This is a genomic window from Ruegeria sp. YKSD179 (assembly GCF_059612885.1).
Genome location: NZ_JBXWRL010000057.1, coordinates 1 through 20,876 on the forward strand (window position 1 = coordinate 1; position 20,876 = coordinate 20,876).

Sequence of the window (20,876 nt, forward strand, 5' to 3'; positions counted from 1 at the left end):
ACATCTCCTCGCCTTCAGCTCGTTGCCTCGGGCGCAAGATGCGGAATTTTACTCCGCGACAGTCAGATTATCCGACCGATTCTGCTGTCCAGTTTCTCTCCGGGATTCTCACAGGCAGTTGATGCAATATTATAATATTGAATCAATTATGGTGAAATGCCATAACAGTGCTGCCTGTATGATGCTGGCAAGAAATAGGGGTGATTACTTCACATGGGCCGACCGCGCGCACCACGGCACAAGCGACTGACGCAGAACCAGCGTTTTGCCATCGTGCGCAAGCGTGCCGAGGGGGTGCCGATCGAGGATCTGGCCCGTGAATTCGGGGTAACGACCCGCAGCATCTTCTATACGTTGAAGGCCGATCAAAGCCGCAAGCTTGATGCGCGCGTGCGCTCTGAACTGGTGAATGTCCGGCTCACGCCAAAGGAGCTTGCGAGCTTTGATGCGGTGCTGACGCGGCATGATATCACCAACCGCGCCGAGGGGCTGAGGCGGCTGATCCATGCCACAAACGATCTCTTTGTTCCCGACGATGAACTGGCCAATCAGATGCAGGGGCTCTCGGCCTCGCTCAATCGCACCGGCAACAACATCAACCAGATCGCGCAGCGTCTGAACGAGGCAAAACGTCAGGGCAAGACGCCGCCTTATGGCAATTCTGCCCATGGTCAGGTGCGCGCTTTGGCCGGGCTGATCTTCGACATCGCGGACCAGGTCCAAGACATGGCGCAGCGCCGCCGAAGCGCGCTGTCTGGCGAGGTTGCCCGCGTTCTGGGAGGCTTTGCCGATGGCCCGGAATAGCGCCGTTGCCGCCGCGCAGGAGGCCTTCTTTGATCGCGACTGGAGCCGCATTCGCGGCAGCGTCCCGCGCGCCCGCGCAAAGCAGATGGCGCGCGCCGCCATGGGGCATTCACCCGCGATCTTCAAAGCCATTCGCGATGGCGGCACGCACAACAAAACGCAGCTGCGCAACCAGCTGGAATACCTGACCACCAAGTCGAGCTTCATCATCGACAGCCGTGGCACCTATGACGGCCAAAGCGTTCTGTCAGCCAAAGAGATCGAACAGGTCACGCGCCGGTTTTCATCGCGATGGAATGAGGGGTTCCATCCCAAACTGGGACATACCTCGCACCTCTTGATGGCCTTCCCAATTGGCACGCGCGGCGAGGATGTCGCCGAGATCACGCGAGAGATCTGCGAGCGGTTCTTTCAGGGTGAAGGCAGTCACTTCGACTACATCGTGGCCGTGCATGAGGACCGGGACCACCCGCACGCCCATGTCGTCCTGAACCGACGCAGCAAGGACGGTGAATTCTTCTTTCTGAGAGAAGGGCACCACTTCAACTACGACAGTTTTCGCGAGGCGATGGTGGAGGTGTCGGACCGCTATGGGCTGCGCCTTGAGGCGACCCGAAAGCTCGAGCGTGGGATCACGACGAAGAGGCCAAGCGACGTGGACCTACGTCGCGCAGAAGCCAACGGGCAGAAGCTGACCGAACGTGGGCGCGTGGGGCCGGAGCTTGACCGTGCCTTGGCTGAGGTGGCGCAGAACGCGCGGCTTTATCGCGGCCTGGCCGCCGAGGCCTCTCGCGAGAACCAGCATGACATTGCAGCAGCCTTGGACAAGGCCGCGACGCTTTTGGCGCAAGGCAATCCAATTGAAGCAGATGGAAAGGTATATGGTATGGCCGAAGAACAGCATTCGTTTGATGAAGTCGTGGATGCCTTTCACGACAAGATCAACCAAGCCGAACGCATTGTGGCGGACGCCCCGGTGGAGCGGCGCGCGGCGCTGGAGCATGAGCTGAACGACATCTATCGCTCTTTGTCGCATCTGAGCCCAATGGGAACGCAGTCCCATACCTTGCTCGAAGACACGTCCCAAAGTGGGATCTATTCCGCTGCGAATATACGGGCCGAGGCCCAAGGCGTTTGGCAGGATCCAGCTCTTTCCGAACGTCTTCAGCAGGCTTTGAAAGGCACCGGAATTGACGCGCAAGAGGTGACGCGCCGCGTTGAAATCGGCGCGGGCAATGCCGCGCTCGAGCGGCAATGGCTTGGACAGGATCTGAATGCGATTGCCCAGAAGGACGGCTTTGACCTGTCACGCGCCGATGAGCTCGAGAAAGCGATCGACCGCCTTGACCAGGTGCACAGTGATCTGGGCCGCTTGTTGGCCGATGCTGAGGTTCTCAAAGACAGCGGGATGGTGGAGATTAACCGGCAGGAAAGCATGGTCGACAGGTTGCCGCCGGCCACTGCTGATATCCTGAGCCGAATGAGGGGCGACCCAACTGCAGATCCTTTCCGCAGCGATCTGGAACGCGAGACCTTGCGCTCCGAGATGGAGGAACTGGTCGGTGAAGAAAGCACCCCGGACTTGGCGATTGGCGATGAGACCGCGCTGGAGGGACATATCGAAGACCGCTTGGACCGGCTCTATGCGGCCAAGGCCTATCTGCAGAGCGATGCCGCTCTGGCGAACAGCGTGGTGATGGAGCATGTCCTCGATGAAATCGCCAATGAAGAAATCGACGTTCAACGCGAGCGGCACGTCGATGTCGATGGCGAAAAGGGTGTGACGCATGGGTAAGGCGCGGATCGCACTCGGCGTCATGAGCTTTGCCCTTCTTGGCGCGGTGCTGGGGTATGTTCTGGCGTCGGCCTTTCTGACGTTCCGCTGGTTCGGGGTCGGGGCGGATATCGATTTCTCGATGCTGGCACGCAGCTATGGGGTTCTCCGAACGACCCATCAAGCCGACATGCAGATTGTTCACTTGATCGTGGGGATCAGCACTGGTGCCGGTGTTTTGCTTAGTGCGGTCTTGATGAACGATGCTCTGACCAAATTTGGGGAAACCCACTGGCAGCAAATGTCCGAGATGAAGCGAAACGGTTTCTTCGGCAAGCCTGGCCACGGCTTTGTCCTCGGCAAAATGGGAAAGCCCAAGAGCCGCAAACCCTTTGTCATGTCCAAGGTTTTTCCCCATGCTTTGATCGTGGCCCCGACCGGACGCGGGAAGACCACGGGTTTCGTCATTCCGAACCTTCTGACTTACCAAGGCAGTGCCGTGGTGCTGGACGTGAAGGGCGAAAATTTCGAGGCGACAGCGCGCCACAGGGCAGCTCAGGGCGACAAGGTCTTTCGGTTTGCACCCACTGATTGGAAGGACGGCCGCTCGCACCGGTACAATCCGTTACTGCGCATTTCGGGGCTGGACAACGTCGACCGCCAGCAGATGGAGCTGCAGCTTTTGGCCTCTCTGTTCCTGCAAGCGGATAGCGATCGCGTTCAGGGGCTCCTTGATGGCGGCATTGACTTATTCGTGGCGGCAGGGCTTTTGGCGTTTGAACGAAAGCGACCGACCCTGGGTGAGATTTACCGCATCACCGCGTCTGGCGGTGACAAGCAAAAGGAATATCGCCGTCGCGCTGACGAGGTGGTCAACCCAGCCGCCAAGCTGATTTTCATGCGTATGGCCTCGACCAACAACGACACGCTGACCTCTTACCTTTCGCTCTTAATGACATCTGGCCTCAAGCAATGGTCCAACCCCGCCATCGACCGTGCAACCGCAACCTCAGACTTCGACTTCCGCGACATCCGAAAGACGCCGCTTTCGGTTTATCTCGTGGTCGAGCCTCTGATGGTGAAACCGCTCGCGCCGCTGATCCGCCTGTTTTTCTCTGACTTGCTGGCATCGCTGCAAGACCATGAACCTGGCAAGGACGAACCCTGGCCGGTGATGATCATGCTCGATGAGTTCAACCGCCTGGGCAAAATGCCAATCGTTCTCGATAGTATCGAAACGCTGCGATCATATCGCGCCAATCTCGCGATCGTGACTCAGACAATTCCGGCGCTTGATGAAATTTACGGTGAAAACGCCCGCCGTGCCTTGCAAGGCAACGCGGGCGTCAAGCTCTATCTCACCCCATCAGATGAGAAAACCATCGAAGAGCTCAGCAAGGCCGTCGGCAAAACAACCAAGCGCGTTGTGACCCGCTCGCGCTCGGTCGGCCGCAACCCCTTCGCCGGGCGCAGCATGTCTGAACGAACGGAAGAAACCGCGTTACTACCAGAGGACGAGGCACGGCGCATGGATCTTGATGACATCGTTCTGGTGGTCGACGCGCAAATGCCCGTGCGCGCCAAGCGGATCAAATACTATGAGGATCGGTTTTTTAAGCAGATCTTCGACAAGCAGACAGGCGATCTGCCATTTCCCTCAGCGGGGGACCAGATGCGCGGTCTGCAAGGGCAGATTAAAGCGCTGGAGGAGAAGATTGGGGCGCTTGAGGTGCCGAAGGTGATGCCTGCTGAGGGATCTGAAAGTAGCGGGAAGCGACGTGAAGAGATCGATGATTTGGCCAGAGAAGAGCGGGAGGTGACGTCAGGCAACAAGCCTAGTCGGGGCGAATATCAGGCGGGAACAGATCGGGTGGAGAGGTTCATTGCGGGGGCGGCTGACCGATGAGTGTAGGCGGCAGAAGCATCCTCTCTTGGTGCATATTCCAATCAGAATTCGCCGTAATAGATGCACATCGCGCAGGCCCTAAAGCGGCATCTTAGGCTTTTTCTTAAGGTTCAGGTTAACAGAGTTGCATGAACACCGAAGCCCTTCTGGTGCAGTGCCTTTGGGAGTAATATACAGCCATGATCCGCAGTCATCGCATTGTGCGCATGCCAGCAGATCCTTGAACGCCTTAACAATAGGCATAAAGTCGTTGGGACTAAAGTTGGCCCACTCGTTGAAATGTACGGCCTTATTGACGGTCCAGTCTTCCTCGCCCTTGTGAGTATTGGCTGCCTTGAGACGTTGCTTGCGAGCCTGCGCTTTGGACTTTTGGTCCTCGTTGCCCCAGGATTGCGCCGAGTCGATGGCTTTTCCTAGGAGATCTGACAGTCTAGAAAAAGCGCTCGGTAATAGCCCCCCTAGATCGTAGCTGTTGTCTGCTCTGAAGACCGTTTGCGCCCCCAGTTGATCCGCAAGGAGTCGGGCTACAAACTCCATGTGACGCCGCAAAATCGGAGCGGCAACTTCGACCTTACCCTTAGCCAAAGCTGTATCGATTTCCGCCCAAATTTCTGGGTTCGATTCCACCAACGGACCGGTGTCCACAGACCAACTATCAAAGGCCATAGATGTTTTTCGGGTCACCAGCTTTGCCGAACGCATCTGCTCTGCCCAAACTTTGTCATGGGTGGCAATCACGAATTGCGTGTTTGGGAATTCTGCCATCAAAAGTTTGCAAAATTGGTAACGATGGTCTGCATCGACAGACATCACAACATCATCGAGCAGCGCGACGGTAAAACGGTCACCCAAGAGCCGCTTCATCAATGCAAGGTATAGGCATACACCCATGCCATCTTGGTGACCTTCGCTATGAAAAGCACCTGGTGGGAAAAGTCCCCGCTCGTAGAAATTCACATCAAAATCGAGACGCCCTTCAGTTGCTTTAAAACGTGCGACAAATTTTTGCTCATCGCCGTCATTTAAGAGGCGATAAAACTTGCTGAAATCATCTTCGACGGCCTCGTATAGCTCGTCGAGTTCCGACTCCATCGCTGCGCACCAAGCGTCATATGCGACTTTGCTGGCGTCTCGAGCCTTTTTGGAAGCTGTCTCGGTGAGACGTGCTGCTTTGTAGTCCTTGAACCGCTGTTCAGCATTGATCAGAAAACTCTGTGCGGCCAACGAAGCAGATTGATCAGGCTTCGCGCGAATAGCGCTCATAAAGTCCGCCAGCTTGGCCCCAAAGCCTTCCGGAATGGCTGGCCATCCACTGGCCAAGCGATCCTTCAACTCCAAGATTGTTGCGAAAGACTTAAGTTGCTCTTGAAAAAACGCCAAGTCTTTGCCCCATGCGACGACGCTGGACAGCATTTCAACTGCGCTCTCAATCTTGGCAATACGGTGAGTTTCGAGCAGCAGCGCTTTCAAGTTTCCCACTTCCGTCGAAAGTGATGATGCATGCTCAATGAGCTTTTGCTTCAGCTCTCCTGCCGCTTGCGATTTCTGTTGTTTGGCATGTAGGTGCGAAAGAAGATGTGCTTCATCGGGCCATTCATGATCGCACATCGGACATGACGGGCCGTCCACCAGCTTCAAGCCACTCTCCACCAACTCCCGTTGTTGCAACGAAACGAGGAGCCGTGCGTCCTTTTCGAGTTGCTCGATCTGATCGATAAGAGCTTCAGCATCAGGAGACGGAGATTGCCCAAGCTCGACGATCTTCTTGTTAAGCTTGTCCAGTTCGATCAGTGCCGCGGATTTATTGAGCGATTGTTCACCGGTAGGTTCCGCCAAGCCCTGGTCGATGATTGTATCAGCCGTCATTGCGTCGTGGATTTCCAGTCCTAGCAGCTTGCGCTTTGCATTGATCGCTTCCAGCATTTCAGCTGCAGACAAAGACGTGATGCCTAGGTGCTGCAACAGCGTATCTCTTTTGTCCTGCGTATCTTTTTCCGCTGCAATCGCTGCCCGGTTGAGCTTGCCGTATGCTGTGTTCAGTGCCGAACGGGTCTGACCCAACTCATCGATCTTTAGAATCTCTTGAATCTGTGCCGATCGCTTCGTTGGTTCAACCAAGATGAATTTCAGAATTTCTCTTCTCGCCAAAGTGATTTCGGGATGCTGAGAAACTTCGTCCAAAATTTCCACGATGTCCGGATCGTTCGGTTCGATACTTGGCTTCTTGGGGGCAGAAACCTTGCGAGTGAGTTTGGCTTTTTTGCCAAGTGTCGGGAAGGATACCTCCAGCTCTACAAATGCTGCATCTGGGAATTTGATATGGTCTACATGAGGACCATGATCTGCTAGTGACAGCCCTTTGGTTCCGGTTCCGGTCAATCTTCCAATCTGACCAGTTAGCGCAAATTCGATGGCGTCAATGACGCCACTTTTTCCCGAACCGTTCGGGCCGGATATCGCGAAGGTCTTCTCGGCCAAGTTGATGTCCAACTTACGAATTCCACGAAATTCTTCGATGTGTGCTGAAACGATCTTGATCACAGAACTTCCCCTCCGTCTGGAAGAGTGAAAATCGCGGCCAGATCGTCGGCCTTAATTTTTCGACCTTCTTTCAGGAGCGCTTCAAGCTTCGTTGTTTTGGATGAGTCAAAATTTTCATCATTTGAAAGTGTTTCGAGAAATTTGTTTGCAACTGAATCCTGAAGCGACGCCATTTTACACCAAGCTTGTTTAACCTGATTTACTATAGGTTGAGTGCAAGTTTCTCGTAAGGGGTCTCGTTTGGAAAAGTTTGAAATCTGACACCATCCGAAAGCTTTGACTGATGCATGGCGCTTATTGCAAGACGCTGTCTTGGCAGGCTTTCTAGCAATACCTTTCTAACTTGAAGCAGCTTGAAAAGGACCGATTCACTCCAGCCGCTTCGCCCGTTCTGCTACCCGCTGAACCATCGAAACGGTCGCGCCACCTGCCTGACGTATTCCAGCCCCAGCGATCTCAGCATTTGACCTGGTCCCAAACCGTGCCCGCGCCCGTGACCCTTTGGTGCCAATCAAGCCCTTTGCGAACCCGCCGGGACCGGGAATGCTCGGCGGTCCAGCCATCATAAAATTGCCTGAGATTGAGCGCACGATCAGTGGGGTGGCGATTATCATGCCGCCTGCGAGGAACATCATCATGAAGAAGGGCACCAGCGCGCCGATGTTGCTTGCACCGGAGGGATCTCCGAGTTCGGTCATTAGCGAGCGGGACATGCCTACGACCGTGGAAAATACTCCTGCGATTACGAGGGGGTAGAGCGCGTAGGATACCGTGCTGGACAGCCAGCGGTGGAAATAGTCCTTGCTTACATCAAAAAGCGAAAGTGCGATCATGATGGGGGCGATGCCGATCATAAAGGCCAGCATGATCTTGGCGAAGATCAGGACAAGCCCGCAAAGTGCGCCGATGACGCCCAATAGGAAAGCGCCAATCGCACCGATGAGGGCACCGGCCATCCAATGCATGTTGTCACCGGCCGCGTTCAGATAATCACCAAATTCCTCGATGAGATCGTCAAAGGCTTCGGCAAAGTAGGATGCACCTGCGCCGCCGCCGCCAAGTCCTGCCACCATGCCGCCCCCGAGCTGGTCGAGCCCGTTGATCAGGGCGCTGGCCACGGCGTTGAATTGGACCCAATTCATCGCAAAGAGGGAGATCAACATGAGCTTGAGAGCGAACCAGAACGCAGTTCGCCCATCCATGGACTTGTACTGAAACACCATGTTGAGGAAGACGCCGATCACCGCGAGCGTCGAAGCCAAGGCAATGACGCCGCCGAGCTGACCGGCGACGTTGCCAAAGGTGGTTTGAGCCGCGTCTTCCAGAAAGCTGTCGGTTGTTTCTACCATCCAGGTGACGACGCCCATCGGATCTTCCTCGGTCTGCTTTAGGCGCTCGCGCTGGTGCGACGTTTCATGAAGGCCTTCAGAATATGTTCGCCGTCGAAATCCGGTACCACTGAGACCAGCTCCCAGCCATCCTGACCAAGGGCCGTCAACTGCGCTTCGATCTTCGGTGGCTTGGTTTTGGCGGTGTTGATCTGTTCAATCTTGTATTCGAACATGGGCTGTTTCCTTTGAATGGGCCGGGTCAACCGGCAGGTAGAATTCGGTGATGCCGCGTGCGCCTTCATGGCGACCAGCCTGGATGATCACATCGATCGAGCGGGTGATGTAGTCGTTCATGTCCTGGTAGGTCATGGGCACGTCGGTTTTCAGGGCGGCTATGGCGAGGCGCTGCACGGCCAGCTGAGGGGTTTCAGCGTGCAGTGTGGTCAGCGAGCCGCCATGCCCGGTGTTGATGGCCTCAAGGAAGGTCATGGCCTCTTTGCCGCGCACCTCGCCCAGGACAATGCGGTCCGGTCGCATGCGGAGGGTAGACGTCAGCAGGACATCAGCGCTGCGCGTAGCTTCATCGCGATCAGACATCAGCGTGACGACATTGGGCTGCGTTGGGCGTAGCTCGGCGGCTTCTTCGATGGTAATGATGCGCTCGTCAGAGGGAACGAAGGAGAGGATCTTGCGCGCCGTGACGGTTTTGCCGGTCGAGGTGCCGCCAGAGACGATCATGTTGAGCTTGTGGAACACACAGAACTTGATCGCGGCGTCGATATCACCCGTGGCCACGACATTGCGCAGCTCGGCGTTGCGCTTGCGCCTTGCACCCTCGTTGCTGCGCTCTTTTCCGAAGAGATAGGACAGCTTGATCTTTTCCAGCGGCAGGTCAGCGAAGAACCTCAAGGAAATCGCGTAACCGCCATCAACGGCCGGAGGCTGGATGACTTGCGCGCGGATGGGGCGGTCGCGGTAGCTGATGCTGACCGAGACAATGGGTTTGGTTCGGCTGAGCGTGGTGTTCGCGGCGGAAGCAATCTGGTTGCCTAGGTCCTTGATCTCGTTCTGCGAGAGCTGTCGACTGACGCGCCGCATAAAGTGATCCCCCTGAAACTCGGCCCACAACGTGCCGTCAGGATTGATGCAAAGCTCGATCAGCTTTGGATCACGCGCCTCAGGGATCTTGTCCATCGAGCTTTGCAAGTAGCTGGCCGCCATGATCAGAAAATCTCCAGATCGCGATCAACCATAACGGTGACACGGGAACCTTGATCGACATAGATCACGGGCGATACAGATAAATATTCGCCGATCACGCTTTGCGCACTGCCCTGAAGGTCTTGGCCAATGCCCTCGAGCACATCCGAGGCAATCTCATCTTCGGTGTTTTGGGCGGCCACGGCGGGCAAGGCTCCGATCAGTGATATCAGGGCGGCTGACCCAAACCGCGTGCCGAAACGGCTGTCGACGAATCCAGTTGTGCCGGACCGCCCCAGTTCGTCGCCACCGAAGGCACTGATTTCAACAGTCTGGTTGCTGGGCAGAATGATCCGGTCCCAGGCGATCGTCACGCGCCGCTGCGCTATGTCGAGGCCAGATTGATACCGCCCGATCAGACGCGCGCCGCGCGGGATCAGGATCCGCGTGCCGTCATAGGCGTGGACATCTTCCGATACCATTGCGCGGACCTGACCGGCGAGCGAGCTGTCGATCGCTGTCTCCAGCACGGCCTGGATCATCGTGCCCTGAACGACCGTGTTTGACGGGTTCACGATCAACTGGGCTTGCGTCACTTCAGCGGGTTCAGCGCCATTGCGAACAAAGTCTGTGTCGCCATCAAGCCGCCGCTGCTGTGCTGCGGTTTCATTGTTGCCGCCCCCGGTGCCGCCAAAGGCGATGATTGGGCTGGCGATACGGGCTTGGAGTTCCTCAAGTTCTGCTTGCCGCCGCCGCTCGAGTTCCTGAAGGCGCAGTTCTTCGGCCGTGGGGCCGGTTGGTGCGGGCGTGCGCGGAGTTTCCAGGCGCGCAAGCTCCAGATCATTCTGCAGTCGCTGGATTTGCCGGGCACGTTCTTCCAACTCCTCGCGCAAGGCGGCTTGCGTTGCTGCTGCCTCGCTGCGCAGGGCATCGATCTCTGCGCCTAAGGTATCAAGCGCCTCCGTGTCGACGGCAGGGGCCTCAGGTGCTGGCGCGTTGCGCAGCGCTTCAAGCTCGGACCGCATAGCGTCCATTTGCGCGCGCAGCTCTTCTGTGTCGCTGGCCGGTTCCGGCTCTGGCGGTGGGGATGTGTCAATTGGTGCAGGCGTGGGCTCGAGCGCACCAAAGCCCGGTCCGGCCGCTTGGAACTCATCAGGGGACGCGGTTTCCAGGCTGTCGGGTTCAGAGCTGCCAGAGAACAACAGCAAGAGGCCGCCAAGGGCCGTGATTGCCGCAATTCCCAAGGCGATCGTAACAACAGACGGACGTGCTTTGGAGTTTTGTGATTTGTCTTCAAGCGCTTCGAGACGCTTTTTAAGCTCGGCTGTTTCACTCATCCTGACTTGCCTCGCTCATCTCTTGGACGCAGATCTCGTCCTCGCCGAGCCTGAGAACCCATCGATCGCTGACACCTGACACGCGGATCACGCCATCTGGTCGCGCGAGCGCATTCACGCTGCGCTCATTGCCGCCGGACCAGCGAAAGATCGCGGGCAGCGGCGCGTTTGCGGCAAAGCGGAAATAGGTGAAGGTGCCGTCGTCCCAAATCTCGCGCGGGGTGATCTCGGATCGCGCGCTGACGCCGTAGGCGTGGTTTGCTGGTTGGTTTGTTGCCACACGCGATTGCCGAGGGGCCGCCTCGGGATAGGTGAATCGAATGACGTAGAAGGTCGGCGAGCTCGCCTCAGTGACGTTGAAATAATAGCTGCGCCGGTTGGTGTAGACGGTGATGTTGGTATGCGCGCCGCGCGAAACCGGCTTGATCGCGAAGGCCTGACCACCGGGCACGCCGTCCAAAAGGAACCCTTTGGTGTCGCCTGCAATGATCGAGCGGATGGTCTCACCCTGGCCGAACTCAATGCTGGTTACATGGGTCAGGCTGGTGCGGATACGGTAGACCTGCCCATCCTGATAGGTGGCCAGCCGGACGCGGGCATCAAAGGGGCCTTGGCGCGGCTGCGTTTCGGCATAGGCGGTGCCAGCAAGCGGAACAATCAGGGCGAGGATCAGGAATAGGCGGCGCATTGGTTACTCCAGACGATCTGAGCGGATCGCGTATTCGGTGACAGTGAAGCCGAAAGGGTTCTGCCAGACATCATCGATCGACCGGCTATTCTCGGGCCGAAACTCAAACATCAGGGTTGCGGTGAAGAGCCCGTTTTGAGTGCCGCGCGGCGAGTTCAAGCGCTTGCGCAGACGCACCTGGGCACGGTTGGCGCTGATGTGGGTGATCGACAGAACCTCGACATCGAGCCGCGCATCTGTGCCGTAGCTGTCGGGCGGATAGGCTTCGTGGCCGCTGGTCCATAATGCGCGCAGCCCTGCAGCTGCCGCGCCGTCCGACTGGCCCAGGACCCGCCGCACACGCATATCATTGTCGAGCTGATTGTATGTCTCTCGATCGATGACATAGCGATAGATCTGTGCCTCAATAATAGCGGGGCGTTCCGTGAGTGAGACCGCTTCAACCACGGCATTGGGGAGGGCCATGCCGGTTTCGCTATCATAGGGCACGATCATGGGCGGCGGGTCCACGTCGAGTAGGGCCACGAGGGCGGCGGCAAGGCAGCCTGCCATGCCAAACGCCATGCCTGTAAGCCCCAGTTTCTGCCACATGAGCTCGCGTCGTCTTGCGCCGTACACGAGCTCTTCTTCGATGATTTCTGCCTCGCTGCTCATCGGTTCAGTCCGCACGCAGGTCTGGAAGGGTAAAGTCCATGTAGCGGCGCTCTTCGGCCAGGGTGGCGGCATCCACCACCCCGGATTGGCCCGCGCCGACGGTTTGAATGGCTTCGAGCTCCCACATGCGCGTCATAGCAATGGCCAGCTCGGCTGTGACGCGGGTGTTGTGATCGACGGCTTCCTTGAGCGTTTCCATGTCCGGGATCAGCGAGACCAGCTGCTCGACCCGTTCCAGGGACTGAGCGGCCTCTTCATAGCTGTTCTCAGCGGCGGCTGACATCACCGCCCCGGTGCCCGCTTGGCTGGCGATCCGTTCCGCACCCGGATTACCGCTGCTGGCCATGTCGGAAAGGCTGACTTGGTCAAAGCCTGCATCCTCCAAGGCTTGTGTCATGCGGCCTTCCATCTGAGGGGCTGCATTGCCGATCAGGCCGCTGAAATCGCCGCTTTGGATTTGCCGTATGGTGCCAAGGAGGTCGCCAAATTCTTGGTCTAGGAGGCCGTCCAGGTCGCCGCCCATGGCCATCTCGATGACGTCCGTCGCTCCGGTCAGGGCGGCGTAGGTCTCGTTGAGCGTGTCGAGTTGCTGCTGCACCAGATCGAGCTGTTCGAGAAGCGTGTCGAGCTGGTCGGTCTGGATCCCGAAATCCTCCATCATCTGCTGCAGCTGACGAATTTCCTGGGCGATGTTGCGTGTGTCGACAGTCGGAACACCTTGGGCAGACACAGGTGAAGCAACCAACAGCGCGCAGATGGCTACGGCAGAAAAAAAGCGGATCATCGGAGTGCCTCCAGATCGAATTGCATGAAGTCTTGTTCGCGCGCCTGCGCGGCCGCCATGGCCAGCTCTGCCGCGCTTAGCGGGCGGGTACGGGCGGCCTTGAGGCGCGTGCGGATGGCGATCAGGCGAGCGAGTTCCGCCCGCGCATAGGTGTTGAGCGACATGGCCGCGTGAATGTCATCTGTCTCACCAATGCGGGTTATGATGTCCTGCACGCGCAGTGCGGCCGCTTGCACCGAGACCAGTGAGTAGTCGCCATAGACCCCTGCGCGGAAAGAGGTGAGGCTCATGGTGGAGTTGGCGAGCAAAACTGGATCAATGGTGCCAAGCGCGTCGACGCCGCCAACGCGGGCAAGGTAGAGATTGTAGCGCTCTGGGATCACCTGAACGTAGTGTTGGGTTTCAGCGAAGGGCGGCACACCGCCGTAGCGCTGCACATTGCCGGGACCGGCATTGTAGGCCGCCATGCCGTGAATGATGTTGCCATCAAACATGGCCAGCATCTGCGCCAGATATCGCGCGCCGCCCGTGACCTGGATATAGGGGTTTTCGTAGTAGGCCGGGTAAATCCCCAGATCCTGCGCCGTGCCGGGCATGATCTGGGTCAGGCCAAATGCACCGACAGGGGAGCGCGCGCCGATGGTGAAGCGGCTTTCCTGCCAGATCAGCGCTTGCAACAGGCAGCGCCATTGCTTGGGCGACAGGCCCGCTGCGCGCACGCCGGACATATGGTGCGTTTCCTGAGCCGCGCGAATGATCAGCTCTTCGATCGAGCCAGAGGCATCGCCGAACATCTGGCCTGCGCCAGGGTTCGGGTCGACCGAACCATAGAGTGTGTCTGCGGCGCTTTCAGGTGATGACCCAGCTTCCAAGCTCGCGACCAGCGCGCCGGAATTTCCGCTGGCCAACGTCGTGGCATCGAGGATGTCTTCCAGCGCCTGGAGTTGTTCTTGCTCGAGCGCTTCAAGCTCTTCCTCTTTGGTCAACCGATCCCGCTGCAGCGCCAGATGTTGTTCTCCCAGCTGCAGCACGCGCTCGCGCTGCAAGAACATTCCCGCATCAAACGTGGGCACACCTTGGGCAAAGGCCATTGGCGCGGCGAACCACACCAAGCCCGCAAGGATATGCAGGCGGTACTTACTCACTGAGACCACCAATCGGCCCGAGCAGCTCAAAGTTGCAGTTGCTGCGGCTGACCTCGGCAAATGAGTTGAAGCATTCGGCTTCGGACGTTCGGTATTCTGCGCAGGCTGTCAGGGTCAAAAGGGCGAGGGTCAGCACGCAAAGTCTACGCATCAATCTGTCTCCAAAAATCGGGGTTTGGGCGATAATCCGCGCCGACCAGCGCCTCGCCTTTTTCCATGCCGCCAAGGATCGTGAGGTAAGGGCCAAGCGCGCTTAGATCAGCGTCGATCACCACCGAACCTTGGTCGTCGCGCACCAGCGCCAAACGGGAGTTGCTGCCCGTGCTGAGCAGAACGCCGAGCTCTTTTTCAGAAAGGCCCAACATGGCGTAATCACTGGCCGAGGCGCGGATGTTGGGAAGCAGGAGCTGCGTTGGCACAGCCTCGACAATCGTTTTGCCGGTGCGGGTTTTCTCAAGCTGGCTTGCGTATTGGGTCATCATCACGACAACCGCGTTCTGTTTGCGTGCCGTGACCAGCCAGTTGCTCAGCCGGTCTGCGAAATATGGATTGTCGAGTGCTTTCCAGGCCTCATCGATGATGATCAACGTCGGCTTGCGATCCTCGATCACACGCTCCACCCGCCGAAACAGGTAGGACAGGACCGCCATGCGTTCCTTCTCGCTCTCGCTGTCGAGAATGCCGGTCAGGTCGAATCCCACGACATCACCATCGAGCGAAAAGGTATCCTCAGAGCTTTGCCCGAAAATCCAACCGTAGCGGCCATCAGCTGTCCATTCCTGTATCCGTTCGAACAGATCCCCTTCATCTGCCCCCGCCACAAAGAGGGAGGCCAGATCCTGCCAGTTGCGAAGGGCGGCATCGCTCGCCCCGGCGTTTTGGCGCACCACCTCTTGGATGCGGTTGATCTGAACAGGGCTCAGGGGTTTGTCGGCGCGATGAAGCAGCGTGGCCAGCCAATCGGAGAGCCAGGCTTGCCCGCGCCCGTCAATTTCTGTGCGCAACGGGTTCAGGCCGGTTGCTTCACCCGCCTTGATGGCGCTGTAGCGCCCGCCATTGGCCCGCACGGCCATTTCCATGCCTGCGCGATAGTCGAACACGAACACGCGCGCGTCGCAGCGACGGGCTTGGGTCATGAGGAAGGCCGACAGCACTGACTTGCCTGAGCCAGGACGTCCGAGGATCAAGGTGTGCCCGCCAGTCGGTTCTTTGTCAGGCTGACCCGTCTCATGATAGTTGAACAGGAAGCCCGAGCGTTCAGGTGTCGGGAAGAGGGTAATCGGCTTGCCCCAAGGCACTCTATCACCCGGCTTGCCCAGTTGACCGCGATGTAGCGCCGCGAGATCGGCAAAGTTCGTGTTGGTGATGGCGGCCTTGCGGCTGCGCATCTGTCCGTTGCCCGGATGCTGCGCGAAATAATGTGTCCGAGCCGCAAAACTTTCGTTCACCAGATTGACGCCTTCACTGGCTGCGATGTTGCGTACTTCGGCGGCTATCGCTTCCAACTTTTCCTCGGTCTCGGCGAAAACCGTGACCGTCATGTGATGATCGCCAAAGCTGAGGCGCTTGGATTCCAGATCGTCCAGCGCGTCTACCAGTTCTTCAGCAAGAGAAATCGCACCATCATCACTGGCCTTCATCAGACGCCGTTGGCGCTTGATCCGGCTGGCCATGATGTTGCTATTGATCGGCGTGAAGGAGTGGGTGACCACCATGTCGACGGGCAGGTTCAGCTCATCGAACATGGAACAGCTGGTTTTGGCTGGGTAGGTCTTGATCGCAAAGCTCGTACCAAACCGCTCGCCCGCCGTCCCATCCTCGAGCGTAAAGCCTCGCCCCTGAAACGTGACGCGCGTGTTGGCCACATCCTCGGCAATGACGCCAAAGCGGGATTTTGCGAAGAGCGGACGCTCCTGGCCGATATTGAGCGCTCCGAGGAACCCGAGCAGCTCGCCGCCTTCGTCCCCAAGAAGGCGCGGGTTCATTTCGGCAAATGACGACAGCAGAAAACCGACGACCTCCTCGAGCTTGCGCAGCTGCTTGGCCGTCTGATCTTTCAGCTGAGCTATCGAGTCTGAGCGCTTCAGGCGCAGCCGCGCGCCGAGGGGAGGACGTTTCAGCACCGTGAGCGTAAGTGTCTTGTCCCTCAGACCCGCCCGCGCCATCGCCGTTTGCCAGCGGGCGTCCAGCGCTTTCGCAAAACCTTCGTGGGACACCGGTGGCAAGGCTGTCTCGATCGCTTTTGAGGCCTTGTGAACGTAGAAACTGTACTCTGGCCCGATCTGCGCGATGATCGCCGCGAAGAGCGCGCGGATCTTTTCCAGATGCGCGTCATCGCTGGTCATGCTGTTGACCCCGTCGAGGCGGATGCACTGGAACAGCGCATTGCCGCGCGTGCGGATCGTCACGTCATTCACGAGGCTGACATAGGGCAGCATGCTGGCCATCGGCCGCTCTTTGCGCGCCCAATCTGGCAACATGGCAAGGTCATCCGAAGGGTCATGGAGCATAGCTGTCCCCCGAATGGATCTTGCGGTTCGGGGTGGGCGGCGTTTCCTGCAGCGCGGTGACCATCACCTCAAGAAAGGCCGGATCCCAATCCGCCGCTTTCCACAGCGCGGGATAGGCCAGAGCGGCGATAATGATTACCGGCCAGCTCTGGACCCACAGAAACAGCAACACAAACCCGAAGAGCCAAACCATGGCATACATGATCGGCAAGCCGATGAGCTTTGGTGGCCGGATCAGGCCCAGGAAGAGGCGGGTTTGCGTTGCCATACCAGATTTACGCGCCCCAGATGGCGGTCACGATGGTGGGTGCCGCTGCGATGCCTGCAATGGCAACCAGCACCCAGAGGGCCTGGCGGAAATCCAGAATGCCAAAGAGCCAAGAGAGAAACACACCAATCAATGCCAAGGTGCCGATGACAATGCCCAAGGGGCCGGTGATTGTGTCGACGATGCCTTGCAGAAGGTTCTGGACCGGCGAGAGATCGATGCTCTGCGCCAATGCGGGATTGGCAATCATCAAACTGGCCAGAGCCAGCGAAAGGATCATGCGGATTTGTGTGTGCATCATGAGGCTCCAGTCAGTCGATCACGCACGGCCATGACGCGGCGCACGTGATTTTGGGTTTCTCGGTAGGGAGGGATGCCGCCATAGCGCGCGGCCGCGTCAGGTCCCGCGTTGTAGGCAGCGAGCGCCAGTTCGGGCGTGCCAAACTGCGCCAGCATCATCAGAAGGTAGCGGGCGGACCCATCGAGGTTTGCCTGCCAGTCATGCGGATCCACGCCAAGCTGCGCGGCTGTTGCGGGCATCAACTGTCCAAGGCCAATCGCACCTGCGGAACTGCGCGCATTCGGGCGATAGGCGCTTTCGATCTCGATATTGGCTTGAAAGAGCGCCTGCCACTCCGTCACCGACAGACCGGCGCGGCGCAGGGCAGGGTGTCCGCCATAACGATGCGCGGTGCTTTCAAGAGCTGCGAGGATTTCAGGGCGAGGGAGTGCCGGAGCGGGTGCAGATCGCGGCACCTCAGGCTCAGGTGCTGCGAAAACGATCAGCTCTGGTGGGTTTGCACCAATCCCGTCGACATAGTTTTGGGCAAAACCTGATTGAGGTGCCTTGGTCTCCAGCTGGCCATCGGCCCACATAGAAAGAACGAAACCTTCAGAATAGGCGGGTGTAGCAAGGAATGCTGCGAGGACAGCAAGTGCCTTAACTCGAGTCGTCCAGTGTGTGCGAGGCGACCTTGCCTTCGAACATCGGGATAGAAATGATTGAAACGCCAAGCCCGGCAAGGAAGCTGGATAAGCCGTTGATTGTCTTGAACTCTCGCGCGGCCATGTTGTTGCGCGCGGTGACAAGCAGGCGACGCGTCTCGCCATCTGGCGAGACGCAATGCACGGTCCAAACTCCGGACCACTGAGCACCTGTACGTTTGGGCGTAACTCGGCACACGACATCCGCCGAATGTCTTTCGGCAAGCAGTGTGCGCAGCCCGTCTTCGCTGACAACATTGGGGGCGTCTTGCATCAAATTCATAGGATCGAGCCTTACAGAATTGTGCATTGGCCCGGCAGTCCTTCGTGGACTACCCAACCGATACAATATTATAATCTTGCAATCAATAGGTGTATCTTGATTTATTGCACCTTTCATGCGTTGAAACGAATTTACTGCAACGGAGTGGCTGAGCCAAGATAATATGGCGCTTTTGAAACAAACATGGGCAGCACTGGCTATTTTGAGTTGGAGTTCTGCCGCAATCGCGGGCAGTTGCCTGCCGCCTGTGCCGCCATGGATGCCCACCGATCCCGATGATGTCAGGGCATATGCTGACCTGTTGAGGCGTGACGCAGAGGCATACTTTGACGATGCCGAACAGTACTTCCGGTGCCAGGACCAAGAGCGACGTGAGGTTTTTGAGCAAGTGCGGGCAGTCAGCGAAGACTATGCGCGCGTTTTGGAAGTTTTGAGGAGTGGTAGTTAGGAGTGGCTGCGTCGTCGCGAAAGCAGCCACTCACAATCATGGTGGCGAAGGTCGCCAATGCGGACAAACCTGCCGACCGGCAGTCGACAGCACAGAAGCGCAAGCAGTCATTTTTTCGAAGGAAGTAAATGTCTGCTTTCTGAACCGCATGTTGCAACTTTTTGGAGCCAAGGACCCGATACCACTACCTAAGCTCACCCTTCTTCAGGTGACGACTGGTGATATTTATAAGCACCATGCCGGCAGTTCCGTAGAACCACTTAACCGAGAAGTTGGGCTCAGCCGGGCGTGTACCAGATTGGTGAAGTGTAGGCTCGTTCCTGCGTCTCAGTTGGAGCTTCGGCGGGCAGCGTCGCGCCCATTCTGAAGGCGTCATAAACGGTCCAGCGCGGGGTTGGAATTTCAATAACCCGAGCATAGTAAAAAGCTGATTGAGAGGGATCAAAATCAGGGTCTGTCCAAACTGTGCCCATCTCCGCCTGCCCAATCGAGTTCGTCCATGTAGCACGCTCCACGTCGACTGTAGAACCGATGGGCGGCAATTTACCGTCGGTGTCAGGCTCTCGGTCGCCGGCCCAAACAACGTCGTACACTTGTTCGTGTGTCTCGCCGTCGGCATCGAGCCAGCCCTTGACCATCTGAATGCGATCCAAATTACCGCCGATCGGATCCTTCAGCGCATAGACCATGAAGGTTGGCGCTTCCGAGCCTTCGGATGGCGGCGGAAGATCCCCGCCCATCGGAGTGCCCTTGGCATAGCCTGCCGTTGCAGGGGTCCGAGAGGTCAGGTCATCCATCGTGTAGTTCCAGCCGCCGAAAAAACGAACCCCTATGCGCGATCCCGTCGTTGCATAGACTTCTTTGCGCTCCATCGCATCGAAGATCGCTTCGCGCGTGTTTTCACTCGCCCAAACCGCCGCAAGACCGGATGCGACCATTTCCCAGCCAAGGAGCGCCACATCTCCGAACTGACCCACCACGTGTTCAGGTCTTTGTGGGTTCGGCTCGGCACCAGAGTGCTTGCCAAAGAAGTTATCCTCCTGCGCGGTGGCGAGCGACGTATGGCTGTCCGTCGATCCGACCATCCCGAACTTGTAGGGGTTTGTGCCGAGCGACGTTTCCAGCAGCAGCCCGGTTTTCAGCGCCTCGCGTGCGTACTCGCCGGCAAGCATGTCGTCGGTCTTCAATTCCGACAGGTTCAGGTTGCCCTTGTCCCAGGTTTCATAGTCGGCGAACTCGTCGTTCGGACTTAGGAACGGGTGCGCCTCGCCGTCCCCCTTGATCTGTGTGACTTCGTACATCGGTTCCCATTGCGCACGGGTCTGCGCGTACCCGGCATCCAGTTCCCTGCCGTCAAATTGAGCGGTTTCGGGAAACATGATGCCGTTGGAGAGATTGCCGTTATGCGCGATTGCAAGCACGTCCCCGCGGGAAACATCCTCATAGTTCGCCATCCATTCCCAGAGGTCCCGTGGATTGATGGAGCCAAGCGGCGCCTCGGTTGTGAAAGGATCCATCATGCCGGCCTTTTCGCCTCCGTCGCGGTAAATGACGACGCGATGCATGTTTCCACCTTGGATCAGCGACGTCCACTCGTAGCCGATGAAGCTGGTAAACAAACCGGGCTCGTAGGCTTCTTCGGCCGCCTCGATCTGTCGTTGCCAGACAGAGCGGAATGGTTTTGATCCGGCTTCGACGGCAAGCACTGGTGATATGACTTGACCACGTGAATATGCGTCGATGAGTTCGAGAGCGGCCGCCACCCCTTCTTCGCCGCCATTAGCTACCATGGTTGCGATGCGGTTTCCTTCCGGATCCGACATGATGGACGGATCCTGCGCGTAGATCATGTCGAACAGACCCATGTTGTCGGAATGATCCGCGACAACGAGAAAATCGAGAGGTCGCGAAAGCCTCGCCATGAAGCCCGTCGTCGCCTGCACTTCCTGCCCCTTGGCGAACCGGTACGCAGCGCGCGCGTCCAGTCGGTTGCCAAAAGCGCCCGCGTCAAACGAAGTGGAAGTATGTAAGTGAGTGTCCCCCCAGAGAGGCCGGTCGGGTATCCCGCGTTGGGCGTAGGGGGAATAGGACTTACCGGGAAAAGCCTTGCTGAGGCTCGAACCATCGGGCGTCGGCTCGAATGCGAATGCAGCGGCGCTGAAGACCCCAAGTGCCGTAGTAATTGAAAGAAACGATTTCATTGCGAACCTCCCCAAGCT

General features: G+C 58.0%; 20 protein-coding genes. 4 read left to right on the forward strand and 16 right to left on the reverse strand.

Going from position 1 to position 20,876, the window contains the following annotated elements:
• Nucleotides 1–213: 213 nt before the first annotated feature.
• The 3 genes from AC2FNE_RS20620 to AC2FNE_RS20630 are packed head-to-tail and all read left to right on the forward strand — an operon-like array spanning nucleotide 214 to nucleotide 4,484.
• Entirely contained in the window at nucleotides 214–804 is a 591-nt protein-coding gene (locus AC2FNE_RS20620; RefSeq protein ID WP_496714936.1) for a hypothetical protein, read from the forward strand.
• Nucleotides 791–2,599, forward strand: coding sequence for a relaxase/mobilization nuclease domain-containing protein (locus tag AC2FNE_RS20625; protein WP_496714938.1), 1,809 nt, complete (start codon nucleotides 791–793; stop codon nucleotides 2,597–2,599). The genes AC2FNE_RS20620 and AC2FNE_RS20625 overlap by 14 nt, the downstream gene beginning before the upstream one ends.
• Entirely contained in the window at nucleotides 2,592–4,484 is a 1,893-nt protein-coding gene (locus tag AC2FNE_RS20630; protein WP_496714940.1) for a type IV secretory system conjugative DNA transfer family protein, read from the forward strand. The genes AC2FNE_RS20625 and AC2FNE_RS20630 overlap by 8 nt, the downstream gene beginning before the upstream one ends.
• Before the next feature lie 78 nt (nucleotides 4,485–4,562).
• Here the strand turns inward: AC2FNE_RS20630 and AC2FNE_RS20635 are convergent, their stop codons facing one another.
• From AC2FNE_RS20635 to AC2FNE_RS20705, 15 genes are all read right to left on the reverse strand, one after another.
• A complete protein-coding gene (locus AC2FNE_RS20635; RefSeq protein ID WP_496714942.1) occupies nucleotides 4,563–7,025 on the reverse strand; it encodes an AAA family ATPase in 2,463 nt (820 codons plus the stop codon).
• A gap of 368 nt (nucleotides 7,026–7,393) precedes the next feature.
• The gene (locus AC2FNE_RS20640) at nucleotides 7,394–8,392 is read right to left on the reverse strand and encodes a TrbL/VirB6 family protein (protein WP_496714944.1); all 999 of its coding nucleotides are present in this window, start codon (nucleotides 8,390–8,392) and stop codon (nucleotides 7,394–7,396) included.
• Between the two features lie 20 nt (nucleotides 8,393–8,412).
• Nucleotides 8,413–8,589, reverse strand: coding sequence for a DUF4177 domain-containing protein (locus tag AC2FNE_RS20645; protein WP_169730823.1), 177 nt, complete (start codon nucleotides 8,587–8,589; stop codon nucleotides 8,413–8,415).
• Nucleotides 8,570–9,577, reverse strand: a complete 1,008-nt coding sequence (locus tag AC2FNE_RS20650; protein WP_496714945.1) for an ATPase, T2SS/T4P/T4SS family — start codon at nucleotides 9,575–9,577, stop codon at nucleotides 8,570–8,572. The genes AC2FNE_RS20645 and AC2FNE_RS20650 overlap by 20 nt, the downstream gene beginning before the upstream one ends.
• Before the next feature lie 2 nt (nucleotides 9,578–9,579).
• Nucleotides 9,580–10,893, reverse strand: coding sequence for a TraB/TrbI/VirB10 family type IV secretion system protein (locus AC2FNE_RS20655; protein ID WP_496714947.1), 1,314 nt, complete (start codon nucleotides 10,891–10,893; stop codon nucleotides 9,580–9,582).
• Nucleotides 10,886–11,581: a TrbG/VirB9 family P-type conjugative transfer protein gene (locus AC2FNE_RS20660; RefSeq protein ID WP_496714949.1), complete on the reverse strand. Its 696-nt coding sequence runs from the start codon at nucleotides 11,579–11,581 to the stop codon at nucleotides 10,886–10,888. Before AC2FNE_RS20660 ends, AC2FNE_RS20655 begins: the two co-directional genes overlap by 8 nt.
• Nucleotides 11,582–11,584: 3 nt before the next feature.
• The gene (locus tag AC2FNE_RS20665; protein WP_496714951.1) at nucleotides 11,585–12,235 is read right to left on the reverse strand and encodes a VirB8 family type IV secretion system protein; all 651 of its coding nucleotides are present in this window, start codon (nucleotides 12,233–12,235) and stop codon (nucleotides 11,585–11,587) included.
• A 4-nt stretch (nucleotides 12,236–12,239) separates the two neighbouring features.
• Nucleotides 12,240–13,019 (reverse strand): type IV secretion system protein, encoded by a 780-nt coding sequence (locus tag AC2FNE_RS20670; RefSeq protein ID WP_496714953.1) that lies wholly within the window; start codon nucleotides 13,017–13,019, stop codon nucleotides 12,240–12,242.
• Nucleotides 13,016–14,110 (reverse strand): lytic transglycosylase domain-containing protein, encoded by a 1,095-nt coding sequence (locus AC2FNE_RS20675; RefSeq protein ID WP_496715284.1) that lies wholly within the window; start codon nucleotides 14,108–14,110, stop codon nucleotides 13,016–13,018. Before AC2FNE_RS20675 ends, AC2FNE_RS20670 begins: the two co-directional genes overlap by 4 nt.
• Before the next feature lie 46 nt (nucleotides 14,111–14,156).
• Nucleotides 14,157–14,315 (reverse strand): hypothetical protein, encoded by a 159-nt coding sequence (locus AC2FNE_RS20680; RefSeq protein ID WP_496714955.1) that lies wholly within the window; start codon nucleotides 14,313–14,315, stop codon nucleotides 14,157–14,159.
• Complete coding sequence (locus AC2FNE_RS20685; protein WP_496714956.1) at nucleotides 14,308–16,674, reverse strand: VirB4 family type IV secretion/conjugal transfer ATPase; 2,367 nt, start codon at nucleotides 16,672–16,674, stop codon at nucleotides 14,308–14,310. The genes AC2FNE_RS20680 and AC2FNE_RS20685 overlap by 8 nt, the downstream gene beginning before the upstream one ends.
• Nucleotides 16,664–16,942, reverse strand: coding sequence for a VirB3 family type IV secretion system protein (locus tag AC2FNE_RS20690; RefSeq protein ID WP_024096577.1), 279 nt, complete (start codon nucleotides 16,940–16,942; stop codon nucleotides 16,664–16,666). Before AC2FNE_RS20690 ends, AC2FNE_RS20685 begins: the two co-directional genes overlap by 11 nt.
• A 7-nt stretch (nucleotides 16,943–16,949) precedes the next feature.
• A complete protein-coding gene (locus AC2FNE_RS20695) occupies nucleotides 16,950–17,240 on the reverse strand; it encodes a TrbC/VirB2 family type IV secretion system protein (protein WP_039004605.1) in 291 nt (96 codons plus the stop codon).
• Nucleotides 17,240–17,818: a lytic transglycosylase domain-containing protein gene (locus tag AC2FNE_RS20700; protein ID WP_496714959.1), complete on the reverse strand. Its 579-nt coding sequence runs from the start codon at nucleotides 17,816–17,818 to the stop codon at nucleotides 17,240–17,242. The genes AC2FNE_RS20695 and AC2FNE_RS20700 overlap by 1 nt, the downstream gene beginning before the upstream one ends.
• A 64-nt stretch (nucleotides 17,819–17,882) precedes the next feature.
• Entirely contained in the window at nucleotides 17,883–18,209 is a 327-nt protein-coding gene (locus AC2FNE_RS20705) for a hypothetical protein (RefSeq protein ID WP_138162264.1), read from the reverse strand.
• 163 nt (nucleotides 18,210–18,372) lie between these two features.
• On the opposite strand from AC2FNE_RS20705, the gene AC2FNE_RS20710 reads away from it, so the two are divergent.
• A complete protein-coding gene (locus AC2FNE_RS20710; protein WP_496806176.1) occupies nucleotides 18,373–18,657 on the forward strand; it encodes a hypothetical protein in 285 nt (94 codons plus the stop codon).
• A 278-nt stretch (nucleotides 18,658–18,935) separates the two neighbouring features.
• Here the strand turns inward: AC2FNE_RS20710 and AC2FNE_RS20715 are convergent, their stop codons facing one another.
• Nucleotides 18,936–20,858, reverse strand: a complete 1,923-nt coding sequence (locus AC2FNE_RS20715; protein ID WP_496714961.1) for a DUF3604 domain-containing protein — start codon at nucleotides 20,856–20,858, stop codon at nucleotides 18,936–18,938.
• Nucleotides 20,859–20,876 lie beyond the last annotated feature (18 nt).